This window comes from Janibacter sp. Y6, from assembly GCF_040900765.1.
GTDB classification, from domain to species: Bacteria; Actinomycetota; Actinomycetes; order Actinomycetales; family Dermatophilaceae; genus Marihabitans; species Marihabitans melonis.
In genome coordinates this window covers 80,367-93,930 of sequence record NZ_JAKLYZ010000004.1, presented here as the reverse complement: position 1 = coordinate 93,930, position 13,564 = coordinate 80,367, and the positions used below count along the sequence as shown (strand labels likewise).

12 protein-coding genes and 1 pseudogene are annotated in these 13,564 nt (G+C 73.7%); 3 read left to right on the top strand and 10 right to left on the bottom strand.

The genetic code is table 11. The annotated features are described in order from the left end of the window. Positions 1–11: 11 nt before the first annotated feature. From L6241_RS10730 to L6241_RS10720, 3 genes are all read right to left on the bottom strand, one after another. A complete protein-coding gene (locus tag L6241_RS10730; protein ID WP_068276849.1) occupies positions 12–371 on the bottom strand; it encodes an NADH-quinone oxidoreductase subunit A in 360 nt (119 codons plus the stop codon). Between the two features lie 75 nt (positions 372–446). After that, complete coding sequence (locus L6241_RS10725) at positions 447–1,772, bottom strand: geranylgeranyl reductase family protein (RefSeq protein WP_068276846.1); 1,326 nt, start codon at positions 1,770–1,772, stop codon at positions 447–449. 111 nt (positions 1,773–1,883) lie between these two features. Continuing rightward, the gene (locus tag L6241_RS10720) at positions 1,884–2,579 is read right to left on the bottom strand and encodes a demethylmenaquinone methyltransferase (protein ID WP_368246191.1); all 696 of its coding nucleotides are present in this window, start codon (positions 2,577–2,579) and stop codon (positions 1,884–1,886) included. 97 nt (positions 2,580–2,676) lie between these two features. Here L6241_RS10720 and L6241_RS10715 point away from each other — a divergent pair, with 97 nt between their 5' ends. Beyond that, a complete protein-coding gene (locus L6241_RS10715) occupies positions 2,677–4,002 on the top strand; it encodes an isochorismate synthase MenF (RefSeq protein WP_368246190.1) in 1,326 nt (441 codons plus the stop codon). A gap of 47 nt (positions 4,003–4,049) precedes the next feature. After that, complete coding sequence (eis, locus tag L6241_RS10710) at positions 4,050–5,309, top strand: enhanced intracellular survival protein Eis (RefSeq protein ID WP_368246188.1); 1,260 nt, start codon at positions 4,050–4,052, stop codon at positions 5,307–5,309. A 170-nt stretch (positions 5,310–5,479) separates the two neighbouring features. Here the strand turns inward: eis and L6241_RS10705 are convergent, their stop codons facing one another. The 4 genes from L6241_RS10705 to menD all read right to left on the bottom strand — a co-directional run bounded on the left by L6241_RS10705 (position 5,480) and on the right by menD (position 10,683). Next, positions 5,480–6,403 carry a carbohydrate ABC transporter permease gene (locus L6241_RS10705; protein ID WP_368246186.1) on the bottom strand — a complete coding sequence of 308 codons (924 nt, stop codon included), beginning with the start codon at positions 6,401–6,403 and terminating at the stop codon, positions 5,480–5,482. Beyond that, positions 6,403–7,323, bottom strand: a complete 921-nt coding sequence (locus L6241_RS10700) for a carbohydrate ABC transporter permease (protein ID WP_368246184.1) — start codon at positions 7,321–7,323, stop codon at positions 6,403–6,405. The genes L6241_RS10705 and L6241_RS10700 overlap by 1 nt, the downstream gene beginning before the upstream one ends. An 87-nt stretch (positions 7,324–7,410) precedes the next feature. After that, complete coding sequence (locus L6241_RS10695; RefSeq protein WP_368246183.1) at positions 7,411–8,742, bottom strand: ABC transporter substrate-binding protein; 1,332 nt, start codon at positions 8,740–8,742, stop codon at positions 7,411–7,413. A 210-nt stretch (positions 8,743–8,952) separates the two neighbouring features. Beyond that, positions 8,953–10,683, bottom strand: coding sequence for a 2-succinyl-5-enolpyruvyl-6-hydroxy-3-cyclohexene-1-carboxylic-acid synthase (menD, locus tag L6241_RS10690; RefSeq protein ID WP_368246181.1), 1,731 nt, complete (start codon positions 10,681–10,683; stop codon positions 8,953–8,955). Positions 10,684–10,703: 20 nt separating this feature from the next. Between menD and L6241_RS10685 the strand changes: the two genes are divergently transcribed. Further along, entirely contained in the window at positions 10,704–10,850 is a 147-nt protein-coding gene (locus tag L6241_RS10685) for a hypothetical protein (protein ID WP_252974814.1), read from the top strand. A 201-nt stretch (positions 10,851–11,051) separates the two neighbouring features. On the opposite strand, the pseudogene L6241_RS10680 reads toward L6241_RS10685, so the two are convergent. The 3 genes and pseudogenes from L6241_RS10680 to L6241_RS10670 all read right to left on the bottom strand — a co-directional run. Beyond that, a pseudogene (locus L6241_RS10680) lies at positions 11,052–11,501 on the bottom strand (DNA-formamidopyrimidine glycosylase family protein); the annotation flags it as partial. A 111-nt stretch (positions 11,502–11,612) separates the two neighbouring features. After that, on the bottom strand, positions 11,613–13,187 hold the full coding sequence (locus L6241_RS10675) for a hypothetical protein (protein WP_368246179.1): 1,575 nt from the start codon (positions 13,185–13,187) through the stop codon (positions 11,613–11,615). Next, entirely contained in the window at positions 13,184–13,525 is a 342-nt protein-coding gene (locus tag L6241_RS10670) for a hypothetical protein (protein WP_368246177.1), read from the bottom strand. The genes L6241_RS10675 and L6241_RS10670 overlap by 4 nt, the downstream gene beginning before the upstream one ends. Positions 13,526–13,564: the final 39 nt, after the last annotated feature.

Genomic DNA, 13,564 nt, shown 5'->3' with positions numbered 1-13,564 from the left:
TCCCTTTCGCGTCAGTCCCACTCGAGGCCGCCGCGACGCCACACGTAGGCGTAGGCGACGAAGATGGTGATCATGAAGAGCACCATCTCGACGAGTGCGAAGAGGCCGAGGTTGTCGAAGGCGACGGCGAAAGGCAGCAGGAAAAGCGTCTCGACGTCGAAGATGATGAAGAGCATCGCGGTGAGGTAGTACTTCACCGGGAAGCGGCCGCCCTCGGCGGCCTGGGGGGTGGGCTGGATGCCGCACTCGTAGGCCTGGGCCTTGGCGGAGTTGTACCGGGCCGGGCCGACGACCAGGCTGGTGCCCACCGACAGGAGGGCGAAGCCCAGACCCAGGGCCAGCAGGATGCCGAGCGGGATGTAGGGGTTCATCGCGTCATGACCTCGCTTTCCGTCAGCACGCTGTGACGCATGTCATTCATCCTAGGGGTCGTCATCGAAGCCTCCTCAGGCGCTCGGCGCCAGGCGCGTCATCGCCTGGATGACGCGGTCGTCGAGGCCGCCGCCGCTCTCCTGCGGCAGGTTGGCCATGAGCTTGAGCATGAAGCGCATGAGCGTCGTCCGGGGGAGACCGTACTTCGTCGCCAGGCGCATGATCTCCGGCTTGCCGATGAGCTTGGCGAACTCGGCACCGATCCGGAAGTAGCCGCCGTGCATCTGCTTCATCCGCAGGACGTAGCGCTGCAGCACGGCCTCGCGGGCCGCCAGGCTGCTCGCGCGCAGCGCCTCGTCGATGACCTCTGCGGCGACGAAGGCGGCCTCGAGGGCGTAGTCGATGCCCTCGCCGTTGAAGGGGTTGACCATGCCGCCGGAGTCGCCGACGAGGAGCAGGCCCCGGTCGTACAGCGGCTGGCGGTTGAAGGCCATCGGCAGGGCCGCGGACTTGATCGGGCCGGTGATTGTCGCCTCGGAGATGCCCCACTCGTCGGGCATCGAGGCCACCCAGCGGCGCATGACGTCCTTGTAGTCCGTGCGCCCGAAGGCCTCGGAGGTGTTGAGGATGCCCAGGCCGATGTTGCTGCGCCCGTCGCCGAGACCGAAGAGCCAGCCGTAGCCGGGCATGAGGATGTCGCGGCCGTCCTCCCCCTTCGTCCACAGCTCGAGGTGGGACTCCATGTAGTCGTCCGTGTGGCGCGGCGTCTCGTAGTAGGCGCGCACCGCGACGCCCATCGGGCGGTCCTCGCGCTTCTCGCGGCCGAGGGCCACGGCCAGGCGCGAGCTCACGCCGTCGGCGGCGACGACGACGGGCGCCCGGTAGGTGACCCGCTCCCCCGTCGCGCGCCCGGTCTCGGACATGACCTTGGCGACGACGCCGACGACGCGGCCGTCGTCGTCGAGGACGGGCTCGGTGACGTTGCGCCGCTCGACCAGCTCGGCGCCGCAGCGCTCGGCGTGCCGGGCGAGGTACTCGTCGAGGTCCTCGCGGCCGCGGGCCATGCCGAAGGAGGGGAAGGAGTCGACCTCGGGCCAGTCGAGCTGGAGGCGCATGCCGCCGCCGATGATGCGCAGGCCCTTGTTGTGGGCCCAACCGTCGGTCTCGGCGGTGGGGACCTCGAGGTGGATGAGCTGGCGGACCGCGCGCGGGGTGAGCCCGTCGCCGCAGATCTTGTCGCGGGGGAAGGAGGTCTTCTCGAGCAGGACGACGCGGCGGCCGGCCTTGGCCAGCCAGGCGGCGGTCGCGCTGCCCCCCGGACCGGCACCGACGACGACGACGTCCGCGTGCACGACGTCGCCGTCGAGCCGCGGGGTGGGGGCGTCAGCAGGGGTGGTCACGCTCGTCCTCGGGTGCTTGTGAAGGGATTCACGAACTACGACAGGGTACGTGCCGGTCGCGAAGGGGTGCAGTGAGGTTGTCCTAACCTGGCCCGTCGGGCCCGGGTCGGGTCAGGCCGGGTTGATCCCGCGGTGGAGGGCGACGATCCCGGCCGAGAGGTTGGTCCACTCGACGTCGCGCCAGCCGGCGGTGGCGAGGTCGCTCGCCAGCTCGCGCTGGCCGGGCCAGGCCTGGATCGACTCGGCGAGGTAGACGTAGGAGTCGGGGTTCGAGGAGATCCGGCGGGCCACGGCGGGCAGCGCGCCCATGAGGTAGCGCTTGTAGATCGTGCGGAAGCCCGGGACGACGGGGTCGCTGAACTCGCAGACGACGAGCCGGCCCCCCGGACGGGTGACCCGGCGGAACTCCGCGAGCGCGACGTGCCGGTCGGCGACGTTGCGCAGCCCGAAGGACATCGTCACGGCGTCGAAGGTGTCGTCGGCGAAGGGGAGGCGCATCGCGTCGGCCGCGGTGAGGGCGAGCGCGGGGTTGCGCCGGCGACCCTCGCGCAGCATCCCCAGGGAGAAGTCGGCGGGGACGACGTCGACCCCGCGGGCCGCGAAGGGCTCGCTCGAGGTGGCGGTGCCCGCCGCGATGTCGAGGACCCGCTCGCCGGTCTGCGCGTCGACGGCCTCCACGACGGCCGTGCGCCACGCGCGGTCCTGGCCGAGGGAGAGGACGTCGTTGGTGAGGTCGTAGCGCTTCGCGACGTCGTCGAACATCGTCGCGACGTCCTTGGGGTCCTTCTCGAGGGAGGCGCGGATCATGGGCCCATCCTCGCACCCGGGACCCTGCCGCACGGACGGGCAGGAGGACGGCCGTGAGGACGGCCACGCCCGGGGGCAGGCGTACGCTGATCGGGCGATGACCACCCTCGACCCCGCCCTGGCGCGCCTCGACGCCCGCACCTCCCCCTCGTCGTCCCCGCGCCTGGTCTGCCGGACCGTGCGGGTGCCCGCGACCCGGGTCGGTGACCTCCTGGCCCTCCTGCCCGACGACACCTCGCAGGTGCTCTCGTGGGTGCGACGCGGCGAGGGGCTCGTCGGCTGGGGCGAGGTGGCCGGGCTGTCGGTCACCGGTGAGGACCGCTTCGGGCGGGCGCAGGACTGGTGGCGCGAGATCACCGCGGTCGCCGACGTCGAGGACGAGGTCGAGGTGCCCGGCACCGGACCGATCTGCTTCGGCTCGATGGCCTACTCCGCCCGCTCGCAGACCCCCTCCCGCCTCGTCGTCCCCGCCGTCGTCGTCGGTCGCCGGGGCCGCGACGCCTGGGTGACGACGACCTGGCTCGCGGGCGAGGAGCCCTCCCCCGCGGACGACGCGGTCGAGACCTCCCTTCGCCCCTCCCCGGCGCCGCGCGCGCCGGAGTCGATCCGCTTCAGCGACGGCGACCTCTCGGCCGGCTCGTGGGCCGGGATCGTCGAGCAGGCCGTCGCGCGGATCAGCGCCGGCGAGCTCGACAAGGTCGTCCTCGCCCGCAGCCTCGACGTCGAGGCCGACTCGCGCATCGACCCCCGATGGGTGCTGCAGCGCCTCGCGCAGGACTACGACACGACGTGGGTCTTCTCCGTCGCCGGTCTCGTCGGCGCGACCCCGGAGATGCTCGTGCGCCTCGAGCGCGGGCTCGTCACCTCGCGGGTGCTCGCCGGCACGATCCGGCGCACCGGCGACGACAGCCACGACCTCGCGCTCGCGGGCTCGCTCGCGCGCAGCAGCAAGGACCTCGAGGAGCACGAGTACGCCGTGCGCTCGGTCGCCGACGCCCTCGCCGCGCACACCTCCTCGATCAACGTGCCGGAGTCCCCCTTCGTCCTGCACCTGACGAACGTCATGCACCTCGCGACCGATGTCGCCGGGGTCGTCGACGACACGTCGACCTCGCTCGCGCTCGCGGCCTCGCTGCACCCCTCCGCCGCCGTCTGCGGCACGCCGACCCCCGTCGCCGACGGGCTCATCGGCGAGCTCGAGCAGATGGACCGCGGCCGCTACGCCGGACCGGTGGGCTGGATGGACGCGACCGGCGACGGCGAGTGGGGCATCGCGCTGCGCTGCGGCGCGCAGACCTCGCCGACCTCGCTGCGCCTCTACGCAGGCTGCGGGATCGTCGCCGGGTCCGACGCCGCGAGCGAGGTGGCGGAGTCGGACGCGAAGTTCCTCCCGATGCGCCAGGCGCTCACCCCTCCCGCCTGACCCGTAACTCGCGTGACACCCGCGCCCGGCGCGGGCAGGGTGGACGGGTGAGCACCCACCCGCAGCACACCGTCACCGCCGACCCCGACGTCGAGCGCTTCGCCGCGATCGACGACCTCGTGTGGTTCGACGACATGGGGTGGGAGGAGGTCGTCTCGCACGCGCGGGCGGTCCCCCACCGGTGGGCCGCCACCGCCGCCGGTGGTGACGACGGGTCGCCGTACCGCGGCATCGCGGGAGCCCTCGAGATGGAGCTCACCGTGCCCGGGGCGCCGGGCGGCGAGCCGACGCAGCTGCCCGTGTCGGGGCTGACCTGGGTGGGGGTGCACCCCGACCACCGGCGCACCGGCGTGCTCACCGCCCTCATGGACGCCCACCTCAGCTGGTGCCGCGAGCAGGGCCTGACGCTCGCCGCGCTGCACGCCTCGGACGTGACGATCTACGGCCGCTTCGGCTACGCCGTCGCCTCGACGGCCGGTGAGATGTCGCTCGGCCATGGCGCGACCTTCGACGCACCGGGGGTGAGCACCGAGGGCATCACGACCTCGATGCACGACCTCTCCGACGAGCACGTGCTCGCCCGGGTGCACGCCGCGCACCAGACCCTTGCCGCCGGGCGCGTCGGCTCGGTCACCCGCACCCTCGAGCTGGCCACCCGCGTCTACGCCGACCCCGCGTCACGGCTGCGGGGCACCGAGCGGCGCCGCGTCGTCATCGCCGCGCGCGACGGTCAGGACGTCGGCTACGCGATCCTGCGGCGCCGCCCCAAGTGGGAGGACGGGCGCAGCGCCGCCACGCTCGACTGCGAGGAGTGGGCCTGGGCGGACAGCGCGGCCCAGCTCGCCCTGGCTCGTCGGCTCACCTCCGTCGACCTCGTGACGCGCACGAGCCTGCGGGTCACCGCCGACGACGCCCTGCTGTGGTGGTGCGGCGGGCCGCGCACCGTCGTGCACAAGACCGGCGACGAGCTCTGGCTGCGCGTGCTCGACCTGCCCGCAGCGCTGTCCGCCCGGGGCTGGTCGGCCGACTGCGACGTCGTGCTCGAGGTACGGGACGGGCTCTTCGAGGACCAGGCCGGCCGCTGGCGGGTGACGGCCCGCGACGGGCGCGCCGAGGTGACGCGCACCGACGACCCCGCCGACCTCGGGCTCGACGTCGGGGTGCTCGGGGCGACCTACCTCGGCGGCCGCCGCCTCGCCGCCCTCGCCCGCCAGGGCCTCGTCGAGGTCCACGACCCCGCGGCCCTGCGAGCCCTCGACGCAGCCCTGGCCACCCCCACCCTCCCCGTCCCACCCGTGAGCTTCTGACCCCGCGCCTCGGACCTCACCTCCCCAAGTTTCTCGGGTCACCCGATAAACCCCGGCTCAGCATGGGTAAGAGACTCGTGCGAAGCGGGGGTTTGTCCTGCTGAGCCGACCCACGACGAAGGGGGCGCCCCACCGGTGGGTGGGACGCCCCCCTTCGCGCGTGGTCGGGTCTACTTCACCGAGCCCGACATCAGACCGCCGATGAAGTAACGGCCGAGCAGGACGTAGACGAGCAGGGTGGGCAGCGAGGCGAGCAGGACACCGGCCATGATCTGCGCGTAGTCGGGGTTCTGGCCGCCGGCGAGCTCGTTGAGCGCGTAGGTGACCGGCCCGTTGTTGCGGTTGGTGAGGAAGAGCGCGATGAGGAAGTCGTTCCACGCGCTCGTGAACTGCCAGATGAGCGTGACGACGAAGGCCGGCGCCGAGACGGGCAGCACGACCGAGCGGAAGATCCGCCACATGCCCGCGCCGTCGATCTTCGCCGCCTCGAGGATCTCCTTGGGCACGGCCGTCGCGTAGTAGTTGCGGAAGATCAGCGTGCAGATCGGGATCCCGAAGATCGTGTGCACCGCGATGAGCTTGACGATGCCGTCGAACCACGGCGCGACCGCCTGGACGTCGAGGAGCATCGCCTGGAGCGGGATCATCACCGCCTGGTACGGGATGAACATCCCGAAGAGGAAGAGGGTGAAGACGGTCTGCGCGCCCGGGAAGCGCCAGCGCGCGAAGACGAAGCCGTTCATCGAGCCCAGCGCCGAGGACAGCACGGCCGCGACGACCGCCATGACGGCGGTGCGGCCCATCGCCGGGGCGAGGCGCTCGATCGCGCCGCGCCACCCCTCGAGGGAGAGGTCGGTCGGCAACGACCACGCGGAGGACGGGTTGACCGCGCCGCGCCCCTTGAGGCTCGTGACGACGACGACGTAGAGCGGCACGAGGACGAGGACGGCGAAGAGCACGAGCAGCCCGATGCGCACGGCCTTGGCCCGGCCGGTGCTGCGGGTGCCCGGTGCGCCGAGGTCGCGGCGGGGGCCACCGCGGACGACTCCGGAGGTGCTGACGCTCTCGGCGGGGAAGGTGACGTCGGCGGCCATCAGTCGCGCTCGCTCTCTGCCTTGACGGTGTAGACGAGGTAGGGCACGACGACCACCGCGACGATGACGAGCAGGATCGTCGCGTTGACCGCGGCGGCGACCGGGTCGTCCTGCGCGAAGAGCTGGGTCCACATGAGCGTCGCGGGGACCGAGGCCGTGTACGAGCTCGGCCCGGCGATGACGTAGATGAGGTCGAACATCTTCATCGACATGTGCCCGAGGATGATCAGGGCCGACAGCGCGATCGGCGAGAGCTGCGGGAAGAGCACGTGGCGGTAGACCTGCCACTCGCTCGCGCCGTCGATCCGGGCCGCCTCGCGCTGGTCCTCGGAGATCCCGCGGAAGCCGGCGAGGAAGAGCGCCATGACGTAGCCGGAGAGCTGCCAGATCGCGGGCAGGGCCATGGCGGCCATGGTGAAGCGGCCGTCACCGGACCACCAGCTCGACTGCAGCGAGTCCAGCTCGAGCTTGCTGAAGAGCTGGTTGAGGCCGACCGCGCCCTCCCCCTTCGCCGGGCTGAGCAGCCAGCGCCACACGACACCGGCGGCGATGAAGCTCACGGCCATGGGGAAGAGGTAGGTCGAGCGGAAGAAGCCCTCGGCGGAGACGCCCTTCTCGAGCAGCACGGCCCACAGCAGACCCATGAGCATCGTGCCGACCATGAAGACGACGGTGAGGACGAGGAGGTTCCACAGCGCGTGCTGGTAGCCGTCGCTGCCGAGCAGCTCGGTGTAGTTGCTGTACCCGCCGGTGTGCTGGACCTTCTCGACGAACTTCCCGCCGACGACGGCGCGCTTGGTCGAGACGTTGAGCGAGGTCCACACGTTCTGCGCGAGGAGCCAGTAGACGAAGACGCCGATGAGCAGGATCGACGGCGTGACCATGAGCAGTCCGGGCAGCCAGTTCTTGGCGCGGCGCACGGGTCCTCCAGGGGTGAGGGAGATGGCGAAGGGGGCCCCACGGCCGGGACGGGTGCGTCCCGGCCGCGGGGCGATGAGCCGGTCGGCTCAGGCGTTCTTCTCGGCCGCGGCCGAGAGCTCCTTGACGAGGGTCGCCTCGTCCTTGCTGGAGGAGAACTTCGCGACCGCGGTGGAGATGTCGGTGCTCCACGCCAGCGGCACGGCGGCGCCGTGCGCGATCGAGCTGATGATGGTGTCGGAGGTGAAGTCCTCCATCGCGCTCTGCTGGTAGGCCGGGAAGTCGTCCATGGCCACGTCGGTGCGTGCGGGGATGGAGCCCTTGGCGAGGTTGAAGGCCTTCTGGCCGTCGGCGGAGCCGACCGTCATCAGCCAGTCCTTGGTGCCGTCGGGGTTCTCCGTGCCGCGGGGCAGGGTGAAGGAGTCCGCGAGGAAGTCGAAGACGCCGTCGGTCCCGGGGACGGGGAAGTAGGTGTAGTCCTCGCCCTCCTTCGCGCCGCGGTCGTCGAACTGCGCGACCGCCCAGTCGCCCATGACGTTGTAGGCGGCCTTGCCGTCGACGACGGCGTCGGTGGCCGGCGGCCAGTCGTCGCCGTCCGAGGCGGTGTTCGCGTAGGACAGCAGGGTCTTGAAGTCGGAGACCGCGGTCTTGACCTCGTCGGAGTCCCACTTCGTCGTGCCGTCGAAGAGACCGGAGTAGCCGTCGGCGCCGAGGTCGGACAGGAGCACGGTCTCGAAGAGCTGGACCTGGGTCCACGTGCCGCCGATGGACAGCGGGTTCTCGACGCCGGACTTCTTGACCTTCTCCATGTCGGCGATCCACGCCTTCATGTCCTTGGGCGTCTCGTTGATGCCGGCCTCCTTGAGCACCTGCGGGTTGGCCCACACGACGTTCGCGCGGTGGATGTTGCTCGGCACCGAGTAGATGCTGCCCTCGACGCTCAGCCGGTCGAGGAGGTCCTTCGGGAAGACCTCGTCCCCGCCGAGGGCGTCGACGACGTCGTTGACCGGCTCGATCTGGCCGGCGGCGATGTAGTCGGTGAGCTCGGCGCCGGCGTGACCCTGGAAGGAGCCCGGGGGCTGGTCGTTCTTGAGGTCGGAGGCGAGCTTGGCCTTCGCGTTCGAGCCGGCGCCACCGGCGACGGCGAGGTTGACGAAGGTGTCGTTCGGGTACTGCTTCTTGTACTCGGCGACGAGGGCGTCGAGGCCCTTCTTCTCCGAGCCGGCCGCCCACCAGGTGAAGACGCCGACGTCACCGCCCGCGCCCCCCTCCTTCGGCTGGTAGGCCTCGGCGGCCGAGCTGCTGCTGCCCGAGCCGCTGCTCGAGCCCTCTGTGGTCTCGCCGCCGCCGGTCGCGCAGGCGCCCAGGCCCAGCGCCCCCACGGCGAGCAGGGCGGCGGCCCTGGAGGTGGTGCGTTGCATGTCGTTCCTTCCCGCGGGGGTCGGAGCGGTCGCCCCGACGCTGGAGCAGCGCGGCCCGGGGGCGGCGCGGCCCGAGAAGTACGGACCCGCGGTGCCGAGGATCTGGGCAGGTCGTCACGTATCCGTGACCATGCCGGTACCCGCGTGACCGCTCGGCGCTCCCAGCCGACCGCTCGTCCCGGGACGCCGACCGCCCGTCCGCGCCAGAGGTCAGCCGAGCGCGCGCAGGCGCTCTGCGACCGCCAGACCGGTGGCCCGTCGGTCACCGAGGTCGAGCGGCACGACGACGACCCGCAGCCCCGGGGCGGGGGCGAGCGCGGCGCGCAGCTCGTCGGGGGTCGTGACGGTCGTCGCCGGCCACCCGTGGGCCCGGGCGAGCGCGGCGACGTCGGTGCCCGTCGGGGTGGCGAAGACCCGCTCGAAGTCGTCCTCGAGCTCCTTCGCGCCGTACTCGAGCGTGGCGAAGATGCTGCCCCCGCGGTCGTCGAGCACGACGACCGTGAGGTCGGGCACCGGCTCGCTCGGCCCGACGAGGAGCGCGCCGGAGTCGTGGAGGAAGGTGAGGTCGCCCACGGCCGCGTAGGTCGCGACGCCCGGGTCGGCGAGGGCGAGACCGGCCGCGGTCGAGACGCACCCGTCGATGCCGGCCAGCCCACGGCTGACGACGACGTCGACGTCGACGCGGGGGCGGGCGACGAGCTGGTGGTCGCGGGCGACCGAGCTGCTGCCGAGGAAGAGCCGGGCACCCGCCGGCAGGGCCTTGTCGACGACGCGGACGACCTCGGCACCCGTGGTGAGGCGGTCGTGCGACCCGCCGGGCAGCTCGACGAGGGCCTCCTCGACGAGACGGCCGAGATCGGCCCAGTCGCGGGCCCACGTGGGGTCGGCGCGAGGCCCGGTGCGCTCGGCGAGAGCGGCGAAGGGGTGGACCCCCGCCGCCTCGTGCGTCGGGTCGGCCCACCGTGGGCCGGTCGAGACGACGTGCACCTCGGTGCGGGGGTCGCGGGCCAGGGCCGCGACGGACCGGCCGAGCGTCGTGCGCCCGACGAGCACGAGACGCTGGGGACGGTGCGCCTCGACCCAGTCGGCGGCGGCCAGGGCGAGGGCTCCGTGCGGCAGGAGGGTCGGCGCGTCCGCAGCGCCGGGCCCGGTCTCGGCGAGCACCGGCACGTCGTGCGCCCCGGCCCAGGCGAGCGCCGCGTCGCGCTGGCCACGGGTGGCGAGGTCGCCGACGACGGCGAGGGTGCGAGGCGCGACGAGGTCGGCGGTGCCCCCCTCTGCACCCCCAGGTGCGGCCGCGGTCGGCAGGACGACCCACGGTCGTCCGTCCGGGCGCCCGGCGCAGTCGTCGGGCAGCCACGGCCCGCCCACCGGCGGGGCGAGCGGGTCGCGGTAGGGCAGGTCGAGGTGGACCGGCCCGGGGTCTCCCCCGAGAGCCCCGGTGGCGGCGGCGACGGCTCGGGCGGCGGTCGAGCGCAGCGCGCGGACCTGGGCGGCGAGCCGGTCGGCGGACGGGGTCTCGACGTCGACGACGAGCCGGCAGTGACGGTGGTCGAGCAGACCGGGCTGGTCGGTCGCCTGGTTGGCCCCGACCCCGCGCAGCTCGGGCGGCCGGTCGGCGCTCAGCACGAGGAGGGGCACCTCACCGTGGTGGGCCTCGAGCACCGCGGGGTGGAGGTTGGCCACCGCCGTGCCGCTCGTCGTGACCACGGCGGCCGGCACCCGGCTGACCTTCGCCAGCCCGAGGGCGAGGAACCCCGCGGCCCGCTCGTCGACCCGGACGTGCAGCCGCAGGCGTCCCTCGCGGTCGAGCTGCTGCGCGGCGTAGGCCAGCGGAGCCGACCGGGACCCCGGCGACAGGACGAGGTGACGCAGCCCGAGCCGGACGAGCTCGTCGAGCAGTGCCCGGGCGGCGACGGTCGCGGGAGGTGTCGGCTGCACGGGTCGATGGTGCCATCCCGGTGGGTCAGGGCACGGCGGCCCGCACCCTCGCCTCGGGGCCCGGCCCCGGCTGGCAGGACCGGCACCACCACGTGCGCCGGTTCGCGGCGTCGCCGGGGATCTCGGCGCTGACGCTCACCGGGCCGCGGCAGCGCCGGCAGCCCTGACGCTGCCGGCCGGTCACCCAGTGGGTGTCTCCCCTGGCGCGCGAGCCGGTCGTCACCTGGTAGGCGCCCTCGCGCCGTCGCCGACTGGCGCAGCATCCGCGCAGCCCGGTCGACGAGCCGGGGCAGGTCGACCTCGCCGACCCCCGTCCACGGGCTGACGCCGGTGAGGAAGGCGAGCTCGTTGGCCCACAGGTTGCCCAGGCCCGCCATGGCGCGCTGGTCGAGCAGGGCGCTGACGAGCGGCGTGCCCGGCCGGGCGCCCAGCCGTCGGACCGCCTCGGCAGGGTCCCAGTCGTCACGCAGCGGGTCCGGCCCGAGATGCCCGACGACGTCGTGCTCGCGCGCGGTGGGCACGAGGGCGAGGTCGTGCAGCCGGATGCCGTGGACGGCTCGGCCGTCGTCGAGCCCGAGGACCAGACGGACGTGAGGCCTGATGTCACGGGGCAGGTGCTTGCCCGGGCGCAGCGTCGACCACGACCCGTCCATCCGCAGGTGGCTGTGCAGGGTCGCCGCCGGGGAGCCGTCGAGACCGGAGAAGCGGGTCAGCAGGTGCTTGCCGTGGGTGACGTGCTCGAGCACCTCGCGCCCGGACAGGTCGCGCGTCGCGAGAGAGGGCGTGCGGAAGTCCGAGCGCAGCACCGTGCTGCCCACCAGCTGGCGGTCCAGCCGCCGGGCGAGCCTGAAGACGCTGTCTCCCTCGGGCACCGGGTCAGCCTCGCAGGCACGACCGACAGCGTCCGGGGCCGAGAGAGGACGTCGGCCTCATCCGTCCCGGCGGACCCGGCGCACCTCGTAGTCGACGACGACCGGACGCGCCCCGGCGGCGGGCTGCGGGTCGCCGTGCTGGGCGTCGACGCGCCCGGCGTCGAGGAAGTCACCGGCGCCCTCCCGCCACCGGAGCAGCGACGGGTCGGTGACCATGCGCTCGTCGACGAGGGCACCCGTGCTCTCGTAGAGACGAGCGGAGTGCGCCCCCGTCGCGGTGGGCGCGGCGTCCGAGGCGCCGCGGAGGTCACCCCTCAGGTCGCGGCGCACCGTCACCCAGGCGGCCCGATCGGGGTTGCGCGCCCCGTCGAGCGCGGGGACGAGGTCCTGCACGTGCTCGACCGAGAGGACCGAGACCCCCTCCGGCACGGGCACGCCGCCGATCGGCGCCCCGGTCGTCACGACGTGGCTCAGCCCGGGGTGCTGCGCGCGGAAGACCGGGTCGGCGGCGAGCGCCGCCGCCGTGATCCCGCCCTGGCTGTGCCCGCCGAGCAGGACGGGGTCGGCCACCCCCTTCGCCCCTCGACCGGTGCGCGCCCGCGCGTCGCTCAGGGCGGCGGTCACCGCGGTCATCGTCAGGGTGCGCTCGTGGGCCTCGAGCAGCTGGTTGCTCGTCTGGTCCCACGGGTTCGTGCCAGGCCGAGGCGAGAAGGTCTGGGTGCCGGGCACGTCGACGACCCAGGCGTACCGGCCGTCCGTCAGCGGGATGCCGGTGACCCGCACGTGGTCACCGCCCGAGACGGGGCCGTCCGCTGCGACGAGGTCGGACACCCCACGGGGCGGGCGCCAGCCGGCCGTGCTCACGGGGTGCGCCCGCACCTCGACCTCGAAGCCCGACTCGTCGAGCACGTGCCCACCCCCGGCAGCGGTGACGACGGCGACCGCCTCGGCCTGCGTTCGGGGCGGGTAGCGCAGCCCGGCGCGGTCTGCCCGGTCGGCGAGGTAGAGGCCCAGCGGCGGGAAGCCGAGCCCGAGGCCGACGACGAGCCCCTCCGCGCCGGCGACGGAGTGCTCGAGGAGCCAGGGGTGCTCGCCGAGGACGCGGTCCACGCGCGGCCCGGCTCGTGACGGGAGCTCGCGCACGACGCCGATGACCGAGCCGACGTAGGCACCGAGCCAGACCGGCGACGGCCGGGTGCGCAGGGCGGCCGCACCGAGCACCGTCGCGGCCGAGACGGGCAGGACGACGGTGGGCACCGCGACGCCGAGGACGAGGCCGGCGGTGCGGTCGACCCCTTCGACCGCCTGGCGCGCCCCGCTCTCGCCCGCGCGGTAGAGCTCCGCGGCCGCGGCCACGGAGCCGGCGAGCACCCGCAGGTGCAGCGAGGTGCCGAGCAGACCGCTCGGGCCGGCGACCGCCAGCAGGTCCGCCCCCGTCCGCGCGGTGCGGCCGGGCGCGACGAGCGCCGCCGCGACGAGCGCCGGGTCGGCGAGGACGAGGGCGAGGTCGGCGGCGCTGTCGGCGAGGTCTGCGGCGACGGCACGCAGTGCCGGGGCGGCGACGTCGAGCGCGTCGAGGGCCACGGCGATGCCGCCCGCGCCGCCGGAGACCTCGATCCCCGGCTCGCTCATGGCAGCAGGCCGATGACGGGCAGGCGGGCCGCGCGGACGAGGTCGAGCCGGTGCGAGACCGTGGTCGACAGCGTCTCGAGGTCGAGGGCGAGCGCGCCGAGGTCCTGCCCGACGACCGCGAGCTCGGCGAGGACCTCGTCCACCTCGCGCTCGTAGAGGTCAGCAGCACCGGAGCGCCACTCGAGCTCGCCGCACCGGCGCACCACGAGGACCGCCGCCTCGAGACCGGTGCCCGCGTCGGCGACCCGGCGCGCGAGACCCAGGAGGGCACCGGGGACGTCGGCACGGAGCAGCCCGGCGAGCGCGCCGTCGTCGAGGTGAGGCAGGTCGATCTCCATGCGGCCCAGCACATCCCGCGCGACGGGCGAGCGAGGTGG

Excerpts from the sequence above, each read along its gene's own strand:
- L6241_RS10730 (WP_068276849.1), bottom strand. The coding sequence starts at position 371 with ATGAACCCCTACATCCCGCTCGGCATCCTGCTGGCCCTGGGTCTGGGC.
- L6241_RS10720 (WP_368246191.1), bottom strand. The coding sequence starts at position 2,579 with ATGATCCGCGCCTCCCTCGAGAAGGACCCCAAGGACGTCGCGACGATG.
- L6241_RS10715 (WP_368246190.1), top strand. The coding sequence starts at position 2,677 with ATGACCACCCTCGACCCCGCCCTGGCGCGCCTCGACGCCCGCACCTCC.
- L6241_RS10705 (WP_368246186.1), bottom strand. The coding sequence starts at position 6,403 with ATGGCCGCCGACGTCACCTTCCCCGCCGAGAGCGTCAGCACCTCCGGA.
- L6241_RS10695 (WP_368246183.1), bottom strand. The coding sequence starts at position 8,742 with ATGCAACGCACCACCTCCAGGGCCGCCGCCCTGCTCGCCGTGGGGGCG.
- L6241_RS10675 (WP_368246179.1), bottom strand. The coding sequence starts at position 13,187 with ATGAGCGAGCCGGGGATCGAGGTCTCCGGCGGCGCGGGCGGCATCGCC.
- L6241_RS10670 (WP_368246177.1), bottom strand. The coding sequence starts at position 13,525 with ATGGAGATCGACCTGCCTCACCTCGACGACGGCGCGCTCGCCGGGCTG.